This window comes from Xanthomonas sp. NCPPB 1826 (assembly GCF_056725285.1).
Genome location: NZ_CM161521.1, coordinates 1,962,478 through 1,979,017 on the forward strand (window position 1 = coordinate 1,962,478; position 16,540 = coordinate 1,979,017).

Below are 16,540 nucleotides of genomic sequence, written 5' to 3' on the forward strand. Positions count from 1 at the left end.
TGCTGCGCTTGAACGCGGTCAATCCTGCCGCGGTGTTTGGGATTTGGCTTGCGTCGCAGGCTGACCTACACTTTGCCGCGTTGCCCACTGTCTGAGGATTGGTCCAATGCGCCATTGATGCCGCCGTCGTGATGACGGCCTTACCCGCTGCCGGTCCGGCTGGATCGGTGCGTGTGCTGGCATGCAATGGAGACCCGTATGACCTGTCCGTCGCTGACGCTGGAAAGCGTTGCGTATGTGCTGCCCAATGGCAGCCCGCTATTTTCCGATCTGACCATCCACATCGACCAACGCGCCACCGGCCTGGTCGGGCGCAATGGCGTGGGCAAGAGCGTGCTTGCGCGCCTGCTGGCCGGCGAGGTGCTGCCCAGCGCCGGGCGTTGCGTGCGCAACGGCAGCGTGCATTACCTGCCGCAGCGCGTGCGCGTGGCGCCGGGGCAGAGCATTGCCGAACTGGCCGGTGTCGCGCCGCTGCTGGATGCGCTGGACCGTATCGCCGCCGGCAGCGTTGCGCCCGCCGATTTTGAACTGGTCGGCGAGCGCTGGACCGCCCATGCGCAATTTGCCGCAGAACTCGAACGGCAAGGCCTGGGTGGGCGCGATCCGCGTGCACCGGCCGCGCAGCTCAGCGGCGGCGAAGCGATGCGCGTGGCACTGGCCGGTGCGTTTCTGACCCGGCCGGACCTGTTGATTCTGGACGAGCCCAGCAATCACCTGGATGGCCCGCAACGCCAGCGGCTGATGGATCAGTTGCTGGCGTGGAGCGGTGGCTTGCTGGTGATCAGCCACGACCGCGGCCTGCTCGATGCGATGCAGCGCATTGTTGAATTGTCCGCGCAGGGGCTGCGCAGCTACGGCGGCAATTACACGTTCTATGCGCAGCAGCGTGCCATCGAACAGCAGGCGGCCAGCGCGTTGCTGGCCCAGCGCAAACAGGCGCGTGCACGCGGTGAGCAGGCGTTGCGCGAACAGCAGCAGCGTCAACAGCAACGCCAGGCACGCGGCGCGCGTGCTGCAGGGCAGGCCAACCAGGCCGCGATCCTGCTCGGCGCGCAGAGGCAGCGCAGCGAGGTCAGCGCGGGGCGGCTGCAACAGCAACGCCAGGCCGAACAGGCGCGGCTGAGCGAGGCGGTGGTGCAGGCCGCAGCGCTGGTGCAGGACGACCCCACGATCGCGCTCCTGGCGCCGACATCGCCCGCCGGGGCATCGCGGCAGCTGGCCACGCTGCAGCAGGTGGAGCTGGCCGACGGACGGCTGGGCGGGCGGCGGGTGGACCTGCTGCTGCATGGGCAGCCGCGGATCGGCCTGGTCGGCCCCAATGGCAGCGGCAAGTCGTCGTTGCTGCAACTGCTGGCCGGGCGCCTGCAACCCAGCGCGGGGCAATGCCAGGTGCATGTGCCGGCGGCGTATCTGGATCAGCACCTGGGCCTGCTGGATCCGATGCGCTCGGCCGCTGCGCAGCTGCAGGATGCAGACCCGGGTGCGCCAGCCCACGCACAGCGGCTGCGGCTGGCGCTGCTGGGGCTGGACCAGCAGCGTGCCGACCTGCCCACCGGCCAGCTCAGCGGCGGCCAACGGCTCAAGGCGGCGCTGGCGTGTGCGCTGTACCGGGCGCAGCCGGCGCAACTGCTGTTGCTGGACGAGCCGACCAACCACCTGGACCTGGCCGCGGTGGAAGCGATCGAGGCGCTGCTGCGCAGCTACCAGGGGGCGCTGATCGTCGCATCGCACGATGCCGCCTTCCTGCAGCGGCTGGGCCTGCAGCAGCGCCTGGAGACTGCGCAGCCGCAGTGGCGGCTGGCGCCGTGGTGAACCGCGTAGCGGGCGATCCGGCCGGCGGGCTGGTAAAGCCGGCTCCGATGGCCGACCATTTGCGCCCCGCCCGCGGCGGCCACGGCTTTGCCCTCCCGGGCGCCGGCCCAGCGTCCTGCTCCCACGCTCGCCCCCACGGCCAGCGTCTCCATCGATACCTGCCTACGTGAAATTCTTCGCATCCTGTGCCAAGGGCCTGGAATACCTGCTTGCCGACGAGCTGCTGTCGCTCGGTGCCAGCAAGGCCACCGCCACCATCTCCGGCGTCAACGTCGAAGGCGACCTGCGCGATGCGCAGCGCGCCGTGCTGTGGTCGCGCCTGGCCAGCCGCGTGCTGTGGCCGCTGAGCGAGTTCGATTGCCCGGACGAGGACGCGCTGTATGCCGGTGTGGCCGAATTGCCGTGGGACGAGCACCTATCCGTCGGCCACACGCTGTCGGTGGACGCGCATGTCTCCGGTACCGCGATCACGCATGCCCGTTACGCGGCGCAGCGGATCAAGGACGCGGTGGTCGACACCATGCGTCGGCAGGGCCTGGAACGTCCGTCGGTGGATGTGGACAGCCCGGATCTGCGTCTGAACCTGTCGCTGCGCAAGGGCCGCGCCACCATTTCGGTGGATCTGGGCGGCGGCCCGCTGCACCGGCGCGGTTGGCGCATGGCGCAGAACGACGCGCCGCTCAAGGAAAATCTGGCCGCGGCGGTGTTGCTGCGCGCCGGTTGGCCGCGCGCCTACGCCGATGGCGGCGGCCTGCTGGATCCGATGTGCGGCAGCGGCACCCTGCTGATCGAAGGCGCGCTGATGGCCGCCGACGTGGCGCCCGGCCTGCAGCGCTATGGCAGCGATCTCCCCAGCCGCTGGCGCGGCTTCGACCGCGAGGGCTGGCAGCAACTGGTGGGCGAAGCGCGCGAGCGCGACAGTCTCGGCCGCGCCGCGCTCCGGCAGGTGATCCACGGCAGCGACATGGACCCGCATGCGATCCGCGCCGCGAAAGAAAATGCGCAAGTGGCCGGCGTGGCCGAGGCGATCTGGTTCGGCGTGCGCGAGGTAGGCGACCTGCAGACCCCGCCGCAGGCCACCGGCGTGGTGGTGTGCAATCCGCCTTACGACGAACGTCTGGCCGCCGATGCGGCGCTGTATCGCCGCATCGGCGATACCCTGCAGCGCGCCGTGCCGCAATGGCGGGCAAGCCTGCTGTGCGGCAACGCCGAGCTGGCGTATGCCACCGGCCTGCGCGCGGGCAAGAAATACCAGCTGTTCAATGGCGCGATCGAATGCGCGTTGATCGTCTGCGACCCGATCGCGGTGCCGCGGCGCACCCCGCTGGCGGCGCCGACCGCGCTCAGCGAAGGCGCGCAGATGGTCGCCAACCGCCTGCGCAAGAATCTGCAGAAGTTCAAGAAGTGGCGCGCACGCGAAGGCATCGAATGCTTCCGTGTCTACGACGCCGATCTGCCGGAATACTCCGCCGCCATCGACGTGTACCAGCAAGCCGATGGCGATCGCCGCGTGTTTCTGCATGTGCAGGAATACGCGGCGCCGGCGACGATTCCGGAAGCCGACGTGCGCCGCCGTCTGGGCGAACTGCTGGCCGCCGCACGCGAGGTGTTCGAGGTGCCGGGCGAACGCGTGGCGCTCAAATCGCGCGAGCGCGGCAAGGGCGGCAGCAAGTACGGCCGCTTCGAGCAGCGCAACGAGTTCATCAACGTGCGCGAGCATGGCGCGCTGCTGCGGGTGAATCTGTTCGATTACCTGGACACCGGTCTGTTCCTGGATCATCGCCCGTTGCGCGGCACCATGGCCACGCAATCGAAGGGGCGGCGCTTCCTCAACCTGTTCTGCTACACCGGCGTGGCCAGCGTGGAAGCGGCGGTGGCCGGCGCGAGCTCGACCACCAGCGTGGACCTGTCCGGTACCTATCTGCAGTGGTGCGCCGACAACCTGGCCCTGAACGGCCAGGCCGGCAGCAAGCACAAGCTGGTACAGGCCGACGCGCTGGCCTGGCTGGAAGCCGAGCGCGCGCATTTCGACGTGATCTTCTGCGACCCGCCGACCTTCTCCAACTCCGCACGCGCCGAAGACTTCGACATCCAGCGCGAGCATGTGCGGCTGTTACGCGCGGCAGTGGCGCGCCTGGCGCCAGGTGGGGTGCTGTATTTCTCCAACAACTTCCGCCGCTTCAAGCTCGACGAGGAACTGGTGGCCGAGTTTGCGCAGTGCGAGGAAATCAGCCCGCGCACCATCGACCCGGATTTCGAGCGGCATGCGCGCATCCATCGCGCCTGGCGATTGACCGCCTGAGGAAGTGGCCCGGTGACGTCTGGCCGGGCAATACGCGTATGGCGCGCGAGATTGCCGCGCCCGTTACGCTGCCGCGCGCCGTGTCACCGGTGGCGCCCGATCGCGCAGGCGCAGGTGCGGCCGCACAGGCGAGGGCGGGGCGGCCAGCCAACAAGCCCACCACAGCGCTGCGGTATGCTGATTCGCATGCTCTGGAGTCAACGATGACCGCACCACCCCGGATTGCCTTTCTCGCCAGTCACGCCGAGCCGGCGGTGACCGCGCGCGCGCGTCTTGTGCAGCGCTATGGCGATCATGCGCTGGACACCGCCGACATCGTCTGCGCCCTGGGCGGGGACGGCTTCATGCTGCAGACCCTGCACCGGCACGGCGCTGCCAGCAAGCCGGTGTTCGGCATGAAGCTGGGCTCGGTCGGGTTCTTGATGAACCAGTACCGCGACGACGAGGACGACCTGCTCGCGCGTCTGCAACGTGCCGAACCGGCGCACCTGCGCCCGCTGGAAATGCAGGTGCAGACCGAGTCCGGTGCCAGCACGGTGTCGCTGGCCTACAACGAGGTCTCGCTGCTGCGCCAGACCCGCCAGGCCGCGCATCTGAGCGTGGATCTCAATGGCCAGACCCGCATCGCCGAGCTGATCGGCGACGGTGTCATGGTCGCCACGCCAGCCGGCAGCACCGCCTACAACTATTCCGCGCACGGGCCGATCCTGCCGCTGGGCTCGCACACGCTGGCACTGACGCCGATCGCCCCGTATCGCCCGCGCCGCTGGCGTGGCGCCATCCTCAAGGCCGATACCGAAGTGTGCTTCCGCGTGCTGGACCCGTACAAGCGCCCGGTCAGCGTCACCGCCGACTCGCACGAGATCCGCGACGTGGTCGAAGTGACCATCCGCGAATCCACCCAGCGCCAGGTGACGCTGCTGTTCGATCCCGAACACAATCTGGAAGAACGCATCTTCAGCGAACAGTTTGCGGTTTGAGGAGCGGGGATTGGGGAGTGGGGATTGGGGATTGGCAACGGCAGCAGCGTGCCACCTAGCGCACGCGATGTTGTCGGCACAGTACGCTGCGGTATGAATGATCCGGTCCCGAATTTGAAACTCCCTGATCCCTGCTCCTGACCAATCCCGAATCCCCACTCCCGAATCCCCGCCCCAATGACCGATAATTCCCCAAGACTCCTGACCGTCGCAGTGACCTCGCGCGCGCTGTTCGATCTCGAAGAAGGCCATGCGCTGTTCGAGGCCGATGGCGTGGAGGCGTATTCGGCGTTCCAGCGCGAGCATGAGGACGACATCCTGGAGCCGGGCGTCGCCTTTCCGGTGGTGCGCAAGCTGCTGGCGCTCAACCACGATGTGCCCGAAGAAACCCCGCGTGTGGAAGTGATCCTGCTGTCGCGCAATTCCGCCGACACCGGGCTGCGCATCTTCAATTCGATCCAGCACTACAACCTGGGCATCGTGCGGGCGACCTTCACCTCGGGTCAGCCGACCTGGCCGTACGTGAAGCCGTTCGGCACCGACCTGTTCCTGTCGGCCAACCCGGAGTCGGTACGGCGTGCGCTCACCCATGGCATTGCGGCGGCGACCATCATGCCGCGCGCGCCGGGCGAACGCGCCGAGGCCGCCGCGGCGATCGTGGACAACGACGAAAGCCGCCTGTCGACCCAACTGCGCATCGCCTTCGACGGCGATGCGGTGATCTTCGGCGACGAGAGCGAACGCATCTCGCGCGAGCAGGGCGTGGAGGCATTCGGGCGCCACGAGCGCGAACGTGCGCGCGAGCCGTTGTCGGTCGGGCCGTTCCGCAATTTCCTGTCGGCGCTGCATGCGCTGCAGGCGGCATTCCCGCCGGGCGAGGCCTCGCCGATCCGCACCGCGCTGGTGACCGCGCGCTCGGCGCCGGCGCACGAGCGGGTGATCCGCACCCTGCGCGAGTGGGGCGTGCGTCTGGACGAGGCGCTGTTCCTCGGCGGGCGGCACAAGGGGCCGTTCCTGGAGGCGTTCGGCGCGGACATCTTCTTCGACGATTCGCAGCACAACATCGACAGTGCGCGCCAGCACCAGCACGTGGCGGCCGGCCACGTGCCGCATGGCGTGGCCAACGATCCGCCGGGCAGGTGAGCCAGGCACCGAAGCCGGCCGGACGCGCCGCGCTGCGCTCCAGCTGGCGCCAGCTGGAGCTGTACTTCGCCGACGACACCGTGCAGACCCGCATGTCGCGCTGGGCGCCGTACCGGCTGATGCTGCCGTATACGCGCGGCATGCTGGCGGCGCTATGGCTGCAGCCGCGGCCCGAACGCATCGGCCTGATCGGCTTCGGCGGCGGCGCGCAGGCCAAGTTCTGCCACCGGTATCTGCGCAGCACGCGCATCGAGGCGGTGGATGCCGATGCGCAGGTGCTGGCGTTGCGCGATGCGTTTGGCGTGCCGCGCGACGATGCACGGCTTGAGGTTACGCATGGCGACGGTGCGCAATGGATCGGTACGCGTGCCGGGCGCTACGACTTGTTGCTGCTGGATGCCTACGATGCCGATGGCATCCCACCGGCGTTGTGCACGCCCGAGTTCTACGCCAATTGCCGCGCTGCGCTGACGCCCGGCGGTGTGCTGGCGCTGAACCTGTTCCAGGTGCCGCTGGCCGGGCATCTGGCCGCGCTGCGCGAGGTATTCGATGGGCGGGTGCTGCTGTTGCCCGAGCCGGATCCGCGCAACCAGTTGCTGTATGCCTGGAACGGCAAACGCACGCCGGGCACTGCGGAGCAGGCGCTGGCGACGTTGCCGTGGCTGGCGCGCCGGCAACTGCGGCCGTCGATGCTGCGGCTGCAGGCAGCGTGGATGGAGCGGGCCTGGCGGTTTTCGTGAGCCGCTGTCGGGCGCGTGGCGTCAGCCTGCGAAGGAGAACACTTCGACCGCGCTCGCAGGCGCGCGGTCATGGGGGCAGCGGAGTTTCCGCATCTGCCAGCGGTAACTGGATGTCGGTCAGCCGCCAGCGCAGCCCTTGGCGGGTCAGCACGAACACCACCGGCGCTCCGGTCGCGGTGCGGGTGGTGGCGGTGAAGCGGCGGGTGGATTCGAAGCGCTGCTCGGCGCCTTGCAGCGGACGCGCCGGCGCCGGCGCCGCATAGGTGTCCGGGCTGACGGTGTCGCCGGTGACGCGATTCCACACGCTATGGCCTTGCAGCAGCGCGCCGATGCCCAGCGGCGTGACCAGCGTGTCCACGCCGGCACCGCTGATGCCGCTGGCGAGCTGCAGGGCGAACCCGCCGAGCAGGCTCGATTGCATGCGGCTGCCGGCCTGGCGGACCAGGTAATCGTCCAGCTGCGCCTTGAGGTTGACCCGCAGGGTGGGGAAATCCACATGGCGTTCCAGCTGCGCGGCGTCGCGATTGGCGACTGCCTGGCTGATGCCGCGAATGGCCAGGTACGGGCCTGCAACCACATAGCTGACAAGCAGCAGCACGGCCAGTACAGGCAACAGCAACCAGCGTTTGTTCATGGTGTGCAGTCCATCGCGGTGGTTGGTGCAAGACGCAGCGATGCACAGCGCCGCGCAGCGAGAGATCGCTCCGGTATGCCGATCGCCGGCGCCGCGTCGATGGCTGTCGGCGCCGCGCGATCCATCAAAATTCCAGATCCAGCGCGGCGCACAGGTAATCGACGAACGGCGCCAGCACCACCAGGTCGGCCTCGATGGTCTGGCGCAGGCGCGGGCCGGTCATGACGGCATCGTCGAGATGACGCAGGTACGCCCAGTTGCGATGCTTGAGATCGTCGATGAACTCGAACTCGTTGGGAAAGCCGCGCGGTGCACGCACCAGTTTCTCGCTGTCGTCCAGCGCGAACTTGCGGCGCAGTCTGGGTTCGTAGGCGGCCGCTTTCCAGTTGGCGGGATTGTCGAAGATGAACTGGCGCAGCTTGCGCTGGGTGTCCGGCTCCGGATGCCACAGCCCGGCACCGACGAAGCTCTCGCCCGGCTGCAGATGGATGTAGAACGACGGCGCCGGCACCTGGCGGCGGCGCTCATGGAACAGGCGCGCGCCCTGCCAGTTCTTGTACGGCGATTTGTCGTTGGAAAAACGCGCATCGCGGTAGATGCGAAACAGCGAGCCGCCCTGGGTCTTGGGGTCGGCGCGATAGTGCTCGCTGACCTCGGCCAGGGCCGGCTGCAGGTCGGTGATGAGCTGCAGGAACGGCTGGCGCACATGCGCCTCGTACTGATGCCGGTGGTCGTTGAACCAGGTCTTGTCGTTGTGGCGCGCCAGTGCGCGCAGGAACTTGAAACTGGCGTCGGAAAAATAGGTGGTCATAGCGTGCGTTGGAGGTCCAAACCCCAGGCGGCGAGCTGATCGAGCAGGGACTGCTTGGTAGCATCGTCGGGGTGAGCAAGCCGTAAATCCGCGATCTGCGCATGGAACTGATCGAGCGTGACCTCGCCCAGGCCACGGTCTTCGAGCAGGCGCTGGCGACGGTAGACGTTCCAGCGTTCCTGCTCTTCGAACGACAACGTCTGCGGCCAGTTGCGCGCGCGGTAGCGGAACAGCAACTCGACCAGGCGCGGGTCGCGAAAGCGCGACTCCAGTGCCCCCAGTTCGGCCGGCGCACTGGCGCGCACCTGCGCCAGCAGGCGCTTGTCGCCTTCGGCCAGGAAGCCGTCATAGAGCGAGGCATCGGCATCGTTGACCGCCGGCGCCGCAGCACGCTCGTTGCCGTACACCTGGCGCACTTTTTCGGCCAGTTCAGGGCCGAGTTCGCGCAGGCGTGCAGCCTTGGCCAGCACCGCGTCGTGGTCGATGCCCAGGCGCTGGAAATCCGCTGCGCGCAGATGCTGCCAGGCCACCAGCGCCGGCGACTTGTTCAAGTGCACTTCCTTGAGCGGAATGCGCTGCTCGCCCTCGGGCAGGTCGGCGGCGCGGATATACAGCCGGTCGGCGATCTCGTCCGGGCTCAGGCGCAACAGCACTTCAGGGTCGCCATCCAGATCAAACACGATCACGCGGCTGTCGATGCGCGGATGGCGGGTCAACGGCAGCACCGCGGCGGCGCACATGCGCGAGGCGGGATAGCGCTGCGAGATATGCAGCACCGGCTGCATCGCGATGACGTCCAGCAGCGTCGCCGCAAAGCGCTTGTCGCGCAGGCGCAGCGCGTAGTTCCACAACTTAGGTTGATGCTGCTGGAACCTGCGCGCCATGCCGATAGTGGCGTACACGTCCGACAGCGCCTCGTGCGCGTCGCCTTCGCGCACTGCGTTGGCATCGGCCAGGTGTTCGAGCTTGAACGAGGTGGCGCCGTCTTCGCGCTGCGGCCAGACGATGCCATCCGGGCGCAGCGCATGCACCAGCCGCAACACGTCGAGCAGGTCCCAGCGCGAATTGCCGCCGCGCCACTCGCGCTCGTACGGGTCGTAGAAATTGCGGAACAGCCCGCAGCGCACGAACTCGTCGTCGAAGCGGATCGAGTTGTAGCCCAGCGTGCAGGTCTGCGGCCGGCTCATCTGCTCGGAGATGCGTGCGAACGCTTCGGCCTCGCTCACGCCTTCGCGCAGTGCGTGTTGCGGGGTGATGCCGGTGACCATGGTCGCGTACGGCGAGGGCAGCAGATCGTCGGCCGGTTGCACATAGAAACTGATCGGCTCTTCGATCACGCGCAGTTGCGCATCGGTACGCACCGCGGCGAACTGTGCGATGCGCGTGCGGCGTGGATCCTGGCCGAAGGTTTCCAGGTCGTAGAAGAGAAAGCTGTCAGGCATGCCGTATGAAATCCAGATCCGCGGCGCACTGCGCAGGGCGCCGCCAGTGCTGCCTAGTATCTCTTATCCGCGCCTACGCCTGCTGACGCCGGCCTGTGCGAGTGGATCAGTGCGCGCCTTCCAGCGGCTGCAGGCGCGCATGCACGACCGCTTCCAGCGCGGCCCAGTCGATGCGCGACAGGTCGCTGTGCCCGCGCGTGGCCTCGACCAATATCTGACGCTGGATCTCGCTGCGCGCCAGGGCGATCGAGTAGCGCGTGCGCAGGAAGGTCACCATCGTGTAATGCGGCACGAAACGGGTGGGCCAGCGCGCCTGCAATTGCTGTTCGAGCGCGCGTTGCAGCAGGAAATCGGGATCGTCGACGCGGTCGCGCATCTCCAGGTAATTCTCCAGCGCCATCTGCTGGATTGCTGCGGCGTCGTCACGGCGTGCGGCCTGGAACGCGGCAAACGCAGTTTCCAGATCCTCGTGCGCATCCAGCTGCTCTGCCAGCGCCACGCAATCTTCGAACGCGCAGTTCATGCCCTGGCCGTGAAACGGCACCATCGCGTGCGCAGCGTCGCCGATCAGCAGTGCGCGGCCGCCCAGATGCCAGCGGTCCAGGGTGAGGGTGCCGAGCAGGCCGGGCGGATGTTCTTCCCAATGCTCCTTGAGCTGCGGGATCAGCGGCAGGGCATCGGGAAAATCACGCGCGAACAGGGCCAGCGCTTCGTCGCCGGTACGCGTGGTGGCAAAGCTGGGCTCGCCGGCATTGGGAAGGAACAGCGTGACGGTGAAGGTGCCACCGTCGTTGGGCAGCGCGATGCACATGTAGCGCCCGCGCGGCCAGATGTGCAGCGCATTGCCTTCGATGCGGAAACCGCCACCCGGCAGCGGCGGAATTTCCAGCTCCTTGTAGGAGTGATCTAGGAATTCGGTGCGTTCACCCAGCGGCGACTTGCGCTGCATCGCCGCGCGCAAGGCCGAGCCGGCGCCATCGCTGCCGACCAGGCTCTGGAAGTGGATTTCGTGCGGCTGGTCGTCGCGGTCGTCGATGAAGCGCGCATAGCCGGCATCGAAGTCCACCGTGTGCAGGCGCCGATAGAAATGCACGCGTGCGCCGGCGCGTTCGGCCAGATCCAGCAGCGCGACGTTCAACGCGGCGCGGTGGATTGACCAGATCACTTCGCTGTCGTCGCGCCCGTAGCGCTGCAGCTGCGGTTCGCCGATCAACGGATGCACCATGCGCCCGCGCATCATCACCGCCTTGGCCATCACCGCGTCTTCGGCACCGGCCTGGCGCAGCGCATAGCGGCCGCGCTCGGCCAGCGCCAGGTTGATCGAGCGGCCGGACTCGTAGCCCTTGATGCGCGGATCGCCGCGGCGCTCGTAGACGGTGACCTGCCAGCCGCGACGCGACAACAGGATGGCCAGCAGGCAACCGGCCAGGCCAGCGCCGATCAAGGTCAGGGAACGGGGAGAGACTGCGCTCAATGCGGTATCCGGCAGCGGCCGGACGCAAGTGCCGGCGAAGGGGGAGAACGGGGATGGCTGGCAACGGCACCTGCCGCGGTCAGCCAGGTGCGGGTTCGGAGTGTACGTGCGCGTGTGCCGGTTCCGGTCCCCGCGCCGATCTGGTCGATGGCACAGTCTGTGCCGCGTGTGCTCAGGCGCTGGCCCAGGTTTCCACCTGTTCGACCAACCGATGCAGATCGCTGAAGCGGTTGTACAGCGGCACCGGTGCGATGCGGATCACGTCCGGTTCGCGCCAGTCGCCGAGCACGCCGACCGACTGCAGGTACTCGAACAGCGAGCGCCCCTGCGCGCGGCCACCGGCCACCCGCAACGACAGCTGGCAGCCGCGTTGCGCCGGCTCGGCCGGGGTGACGATCTGTAGCACCTGCGGCACGCGGGCGTGGATCAGCTGTTCCAGGTGCCCGGTGAGTTGTGCGGACTTGGCGCGCAGCGCCGGCATGCCGGCCTGATCGAACAGCTCCAGCGACGCACGCAACGGCGCCAGCGCCAGCACCGGCGGATTGCTCAGCTGCCAGCCTTCGGCGCCAGGCGAGGGCACGAACTGCGGCTGCATGCGGAAGCGGCTCTGCTGCTCGTGTCCCCACCAACCGGCCATGCGCGGCAGGTCGCTGTTGGCATGGCGTGCGTGCACGAAACAGCCACCCACCGCGCCGGGGCCGGCGTTGAGATATTTGTAGTGGCACCACACCGCGAAATCTGCGCCGTCGTCGTGCAGCGTCAACGCGATATTGCCGACCGCATGCGCCAGGTCGAAACCCACCATCGCGCCCTGCGCGCGTGCCAGCCGCGCGATTTCGCCCAGCTCGAAGGCCTGGCCGGTGCGGTACTGGATGCCGGGCCACAGCACCAGCGCCAGCCGCGGACCGTGCCGTGCGATGGCATCGGCGATCGCCGCCATCGATACCGTGCCATTGGGTTGGTCGGCTTCCACTTCGATCAGTTGCGTGGCCGGATCCAGCCCATGCAGGCGCAGCTGCGATTCCACCGCATGGCGGTCGGACGGAAACGCGCCGGCTTCGATCAGGATGGCGCCACGCTCGGGCGTGGGCCGGTAGAAGCTGGCCATCATCAGATGCAGGTTGACGCTCAGCGTGTTCATCGCGACCACTTCGCCGGGCTGCGCACCGACCACGCGCGCCAGGCCATCGCGCACCAGCTGGTGATAGGTCAGCCACTGGGTGGGGCCGGTGAAGTGGCCTTCCACCGCGAGCGCGCCCCACTGGTCGAGCACCTCGGCCACCATCGCACGTGCGCCGCGCGGCTGCAGGCCCAGCGAATTGCCGACGAAATAGGTCTGGTCCTGGCCGGCATGCTGCGGGAACACGAAGTCATCGCGCAGGTGGCGCAGCGGGTCGGCGGCGTCCAGGGCAACGGCATGGGCGCGGGACAGCAGGTCGGTCATGATCACGGCTCGCAACGCAGGTCAGTGACGCAGTTTACCCGCCGGCACCGTGTGCGCCGTCATGCGCCGCCGCCGCCTCGGCTGCAGCGGTGGTCGAGGCTGGCCGGGCAGGGCGCAGTAGATGCGTCAGGGTGCCGATACTGTCGGTGATGCGGTCGATGGTGTCGGCCAGTGCGGCGGTGGCGGGCGAGCCGTCGGGCAGGGCTGCCAATGCATCGGACAGCTGGCGCTCGGCGCTGCGCAAGGTGGCCGCGGCGGGAATGCCGCCGTCGACCAGGCAGGCGATCAGCTCGGACAGCGCCTGGTCGGCCTGTTGCGCGAAGGCGGGCAGCGCTTCCAGCGCAGGCAGAGGATGGCCGTCGCGCAGCACCGCCTCCAGCGACAGGGTGGCGCGGATCAGCCGGTTGCCGTTGGCCAGCAAGGATTCGGCGAGTTTGAGCTCGTGCAGATTGCGCCGGCTGCGTGGCTCGCCGCGCAGCCGTTCGATCGAGGCCTGCGCGTTGGTGCGCGCCACGCGTGCGGCAGCGCGGGTGTCGCCCAGATCCTCCATCCTGCCGAGCAGCAGATTGCGCAGATGATCGCGGTAGGCGCTCAGCAACTGCGCCAGTGACGCGCGGATATGCCGGCGCTCGCGCGTGGGCCACACCGCGTAGGCGATCAACGCCCAGGCACTGCCGGCGACCGTGGCCTGCAGACGCGCGCCGATGGCCTCGCCTGGTGCCACGCCTTCGAAGGACAGCAGCAGCACCAGCATGCCGGTCAGAAACGCCACGCCGATGCCGTAATTCACCTGCGTCAGCAGGCGAAAGCCCAGGCAGAACAGTGCCAGCAACGCCAGGCGGACGCTGGCGCCGTCCATCGCCAGGTGCGCCAGCAAGGTCGCCACCAGCAGGCCGACGAAGGTGCCGGTCACGCGCAAGGCGCCGAAGCTGAAAGTGCCGCCGAAATCCGGCTTGAGCACGATGGCGGTGGTCATCGGAATCCAGAAGCCGTGCGGGATCTGCTGCCAGCGCTGGAAGGCGATGGCCAGCGCCAGGCACACGCCGCAGCGCAAGGCATGCCGGAACGCCACCGAGGACAGATCCAGGTTCGCGCGCAGCGTGGCCCAGGTCGCTGCGGGCCGCAGGGCCGCCGGCAGGCGCGCTTCGGCCAGCTGCGCCTGGATCTCGCCACGGCTGCTGGCCCAATGCGCGTTGCGGATCAGGGCGCGCAGCTGGCCGCCGAGGCCTTGCGCGCGCGCCACCGCCACCCGCACCAGCCGGCGCTCGCGGGTATCGGCGTTGTCGTGCTGGAACTGCGCCAGTGCGGCGACCAGATCGTCGAAGCCGGTCATCGAGGCATTGGCGGCGAGCGGGTCTTCGCCCACCGTCATCGCATGCGCGAGCTGTTCCAGCACGATGGCGCTGCGTTCGAGCACGCGCTCGATCGCCGGGCGCGCCTGCGAGTCGGTCAGGCGGGTATCGACATCGGCCAGCGACAGCAGCTCCAGCCGTACGCGCTCGCACAGCTCGGCGATGATGCGGAAGCTCTGCACGGCGATCGCACGCGAGCGATGCTCGCCATGCAGCATCACCATCGCATCGAGCACTTCCTGGGTGGCCGGTGGCGGGGCGCTGGCTTCCGGACGTTGGCGTGCGATGCCGGCCAGTTGACGCATCAGGTCGGCCAGCGCGAAGCGCTCCGGGCGATAGCGTTGCAGTGGCCAGGCCGCCAGTGCCAGCACTACCTGGAGCAGGCCGCCGGCGAAGATCAACGCCGCCACGCCCGCGGCCTGCTGTACCGGCAGGCGCATGTCGGCGCTGACCACCAGCAGGATCATGCTGGTCAGCCCCACCCGCGCCGCTACCGGGCCAAGTGCCACCAGCAAGCCGCCGCCAAGGCCGAGCAGCAACCCGGCGATCACCAATGCCGGCGTGTTGTGGCCGACCCAGATGCCGAGCAACGTGGCCAGGCCCGCTGCCAGCGCGGCCATCAGCGTGCGTTGCAGGCGCGCGCGATACGGGCCGGGCTGGTCGGTGAACATGGTGTTGAGCGCGCCGGTACACACGGCCAGACCGGCGGCGACATGCCCGGTGGCCACGCCGACCGCCAGCGGCAGCACTACCGCGGCGGTGTTGCGCAGCGCAACGCGCAATGGCACGTCGCGCGGCTTGAGGTCGATCAGCGTGCGCAGCATGGCATGGGGTTCAACGCGGGCGCACAGCGCGGCTGCGGCGCGTGCACACGCCCGACACACGGCGCGCTGCGCACAGCTGCATCGTCATTGCGTTGCGCGGCATTGCGAGGGCGCGGCGGCGCGCCGATGGCCACCGCCGAGCGAGCGCGCTCGAAGACCTGTGCGACGCGTGCCTGGAATTGGCTGGGCCATCGCCCACTCATGCCTCGACAGTGGCATAGCGCTCCGGCGCAGGGTGCAGATGCCCGCACTGGTTGCAGGTGCGCAGCGCGAGCGAACGGTAGAAATGATCGAACACCGGCGGAAAATCGGTTTCGATGTCCTGCAGCGGAAACATCGCCTCGTACAGTTTGTGATTGCACTGCGGGCAATACCACTGCAGGCCGTCCTGCTCGTTGGGCAAGCGCTCGCGTTCGATCACCAGGCCGATCGAGCCAGCCGCGCGTTGCGGCGAATGCGGCACCTTCGGCGGCAGCAGGAAGATCTCGCCGGCGCGGATCGGGATGTCGCGTGCCACGCCTTCGTCCTGCACCTTCAGTACCATCTCGCCTTCGAGCTGGAAGAACCACTCCGGGCCTTCGTCGTAGTGATAGTCGGTGCGCGCATTCGGCCCACCGACGATCATGATGATGAAGCCGTCCTGCTGGATGCATTTGTTGCCCACCGGCGGCTTGAGCAGGTGGCGGTGTTGCTCGATCCAGGCTTGCAGGTTGATCGGCGGGACCAGCATCGACGTTCCTCGGCAAAGAAGACGTCCAGCATAGCCAACCGACGGCGCCGATGGGCGCCGCGGCTGGATGGCGTGCGGGTGCGGCTCAGCGTTCGGCGTGATCGGCCTGGATGCGCGCCAGTGCGGCGTCGTAACGTTCCTGCAGCAGCTCCGGGCGGTCGATCGACATGCCCAGGTCGTGCGCACGTCCGTCGCGCAGGCTGTAGACCCAGCCATGCACCTGCAGTGCCTGGCCGCGGTCCCAGGCGTCGCGCACGATGGTGGTACGGCAGACATTGACCACCTGCTCGAGCACGTTGAGCTCGCACAGGCGCGCGTGCTGCACCGGCAGGTCGCCCGCCTCGTGCAGGCAGGCCTCGTGCTTGTCGGCCACATCGGTGACGTGGCGGATCCAGTTGTCGACCAGGCCCATGCGCTTCTGGGTCAGGCTGGCGAACACGCCGCCGCAGCCGTAATGGCCGACCACCAGGATGTGCTTGACCTTGAGCACGTCGACGGCGAACTGGATCACCGACAGGCAGTTCAGGTCGGTATGCACCACCACGTTGGCGATGTTGCGGTGGACGAACACCTCGCCCGGTGCCATGTCGATGATCTGGTTGGCCGGCACGCGCGAGTCCGAGCAGCCGATCCACAGGTACTCGGGCGTCTGCTGGGTGGACAGCTTGGAGAAGAATTCCGGGTCCTCGCGGCGGATGCGCTCGGACCAGGCACGGTTGTTTTCAAGCAAATGGTTGAGCTCGTTCATGCGCGCAGTATTCCAGAAAACGCAGTGTTGGTGGCCCCCTGTCGGGGACCGGGATGAATCAGCTTTCAGGCTTCGTAGTATCGGTGAAGGGCCGATGTCCCGCT

14 protein-coding genes are annotated in these 16,540 nt (G+C 68.2%); 6 read left to right on the plus strand and 8 right to left on the minus strand.

What is annotated here, in order from left to right:
• Positions 1 to 198 precede the first annotated feature (198 nt).
• The 6 genes from AC1PLA_RS08535 (at position 199) to AC1PLA_RS08560 (ending at position 6,977) form a co-directional block, all read left to right on the plus strand.
• On the plus strand, positions 199 to 1,812 hold the full coding sequence (locus AC1PLA_RS08535; RefSeq protein WP_047125013.1) for an ABC-F family ATP-binding cassette domain-containing protein: 1,614 nt from the start codon (positions 199 to 201) through the stop codon (positions 1,810 to 1,812).
• Entirely contained in the window at positions 1,791 to 1,982 is a 192-nt protein-coding gene (locus tag AC1PLA_RS08540) for a hypothetical protein (protein WP_080715720.1), read from the plus strand. Before AC1PLA_RS08535 ends, AC1PLA_RS08540 begins: the two co-directional genes overlap by 22 nt.
• Complete coding sequence (gene rlmKL, locus AC1PLA_RS08545) at positions 1,979 to 4,114, plus strand: bifunctional 23S rRNA (guanine(2069)-N(7))-methyltransferase RlmK/23S rRNA (guanine(2445)-N(2))-methyltransferase RlmL (RefSeq protein WP_481105978.1); 2,136 nt, start codon at positions 1,979 to 1,981, stop codon at positions 4,112 to 4,114. The genes AC1PLA_RS08540 and rlmKL overlap by 4 nt, the downstream gene beginning before the upstream one ends.
• Before the next feature lie 203 nt (positions 4,115 to 4,317).
• Positions 4,318 to 5,094: an NAD kinase gene (locus AC1PLA_RS08550; protein WP_016902458.1), complete on the plus strand. Its 777-nt coding sequence runs from the start codon at positions 4,318 to 4,320 to the stop codon at positions 5,092 to 5,094.
• A 177-nt stretch (positions 5,095 to 5,271) separates the two neighbouring features.
• The gene (locus tag AC1PLA_RS08555; RefSeq protein WP_102584340.1) at positions 5,272 to 6,237 is read left to right on the plus strand and encodes a 5'-nucleotidase; all 966 of its coding nucleotides are present in this window, start codon (positions 5,272 to 5,274) and stop codon (positions 6,235 to 6,237) included.
• A complete protein-coding gene (locus AC1PLA_RS08560; RefSeq protein WP_481105979.1) occupies positions 6,234 to 6,977 on the plus strand; it encodes a spermine/spermidine synthase domain-containing protein in 744 nt (247 codons plus the stop codon). The genes AC1PLA_RS08555 and AC1PLA_RS08560 overlap by 4 nt, the downstream gene beginning before the upstream one ends.
• 67 nt (positions 6,978 to 7,044) lie before the next feature.
• Here AC1PLA_RS08560 and AC1PLA_RS08565 read toward each other — a convergent pair whose 3' ends face one another.
• The 8 genes from AC1PLA_RS08565 to can all read right to left on the minus strand — a co-directional run bounded on the left by AC1PLA_RS08565 (position 7,045) and on the right by can (position 16,436).
• Positions 7,045 to 7,611: a DUF2939 domain-containing protein gene (locus tag AC1PLA_RS08565; protein WP_481105980.1), complete on the minus strand. Its 567-nt coding sequence runs from the start codon at positions 7,609 to 7,611 to the stop codon at positions 7,045 to 7,047.
• Positions 7,612 to 7,735: 124 nt separating this feature from the next.
• The gene (locus AC1PLA_RS08570) at positions 7,736 to 8,422 is read right to left on the minus strand and encodes a DUF2461 domain-containing protein (protein ID WP_024940671.1); all 687 of its coding nucleotides are present in this window, start codon (positions 8,420 to 8,422) and stop codon (positions 7,736 to 7,738) included.
• A complete protein-coding gene (gene sbcB, locus AC1PLA_RS08575; RefSeq protein WP_481105981.1) occupies positions 8,419 to 9,864 on the minus strand; it encodes an exodeoxyribonuclease I in 1,446 nt (481 codons plus the stop codon). Before sbcB ends, AC1PLA_RS08570 begins: the two co-directional genes overlap by 4 nt.
• Before the next feature lie 106 nt (positions 9,865 to 9,970).
• Positions 9,971 to 11,338, minus strand: coding sequence for an FAD-dependent oxidoreductase (locus tag AC1PLA_RS08580; RefSeq protein ID WP_481105982.1), 1,368 nt, complete (start codon positions 11,336 to 11,338; stop codon positions 9,971 to 9,973).
• A gap of 172 nt (positions 11,339 to 11,510) precedes the next feature.
• Positions 11,511 to 12,782 (minus strand): kynureninase, encoded by a 1,272-nt coding sequence (gene kynU / locus AC1PLA_RS08585; RefSeq protein WP_166768239.1) that lies wholly within the window; start codon positions 12,780 to 12,782, stop codon positions 11,511 to 11,513.
• A gap of 34 nt (positions 12,783 to 12,816) precedes the next feature.
• Positions 12,817 to 14,958 (minus strand): FUSC family protein, encoded by a 2,142-nt coding sequence (locus AC1PLA_RS08590; RefSeq protein WP_481105983.1) that lies wholly within the window; start codon positions 14,956 to 14,958, stop codon positions 12,817 to 12,819.
• 199 nt (positions 14,959 to 15,157) lie between these two features.
• Positions 15,158 to 15,688 carry a 3-hydroxyanthranilate 3,4-dioxygenase gene (locus AC1PLA_RS08595; protein ID WP_115510854.1) on the minus strand — a complete coding sequence of 177 codons (531 nt, stop codon included), beginning with the start codon at positions 15,686 to 15,688 and terminating at the stop codon, positions 15,158 to 15,160.
• An 85-nt stretch (positions 15,689 to 15,773) separates the two neighbouring features.
• Positions 15,774 to 16,436: a carbonate dehydratase gene (can, locus tag AC1PLA_RS08600; RefSeq protein WP_104574135.1), complete on the minus strand. Its 663-nt coding sequence runs from the start codon at positions 16,434 to 16,436 to the stop codon at positions 15,774 to 15,776.
• Positions 16,437 to 16,540: the final 104 nt, after the last annotated feature.

Bases quoted from the DNA above. Each gene is read 5' to 3' on its own strand.
- AC1PLA_RS08595 (WP_115510854.1), bottom strand. From the start codon at position 15,688: ATGCTGGTCCCGCCGATCAACCTGCAAGCCTGGATCGAGCAACACCGC.
- AC1PLA_RS08590 (WP_481105983.1), bottom strand. From the start codon at position 14,958: ATGCTGCGCACGCTGATCGACCTCAAGCCGCGCGACGTGCCATTGCGC.
- AC1PLA_RS08535 (WP_047125013.1), top strand. From the start codon at position 199: ATGACCTGTCCGTCGCTGACGCTGGAAAGCGTTGCGTATGTGCTGCCC.
- AC1PLA_RS08550 (WP_016902458.1), top strand. From the start codon at position 4,318: ATGACCGCACCACCCCGGATTGCCTTTCTCGCCAGTCACGCCGAGCCG.
- AC1PLA_RS08565 (WP_481105980.1), bottom strand. From the start codon at position 7,611: ATGAACAAACGCTGGTTGCTGTTGCCTGTACTGGCCGTGCTGCTGCTT.
- AC1PLA_RS08570 (WP_024940671.1), bottom strand. From the start codon at position 8,422: ATGACCACCTATTTTTCCGACGCCAGTTTCAAGTTCCTGCGCGCACTG.
- kynU (WP_166768239.1), bottom strand. From the start codon at position 12,782: ATGACCGACCTGCTGTCCCGCGCCCATGCCGTTGCCCTGGACGCCGCC.
- AC1PLA_RS08555 (WP_102584340.1), top strand. From the start codon at position 5,272: ATGACCGATAATTCCCCAAGACTCCTGACCGTCGCAGTGACCTCGCGC.
- can (WP_104574135.1), bottom strand. From the start codon at position 16,436: ATGAACGAGCTCAACCATTTGCTTGAAAACAACCGTGCCTGGTCCGAG.
- sbcB (WP_481105981.1), bottom strand. From the start codon at position 9,864: ATGCCTGACAGCTTTCTCTTCTACGACCTGGAAACCTTCGGCCAGGAT.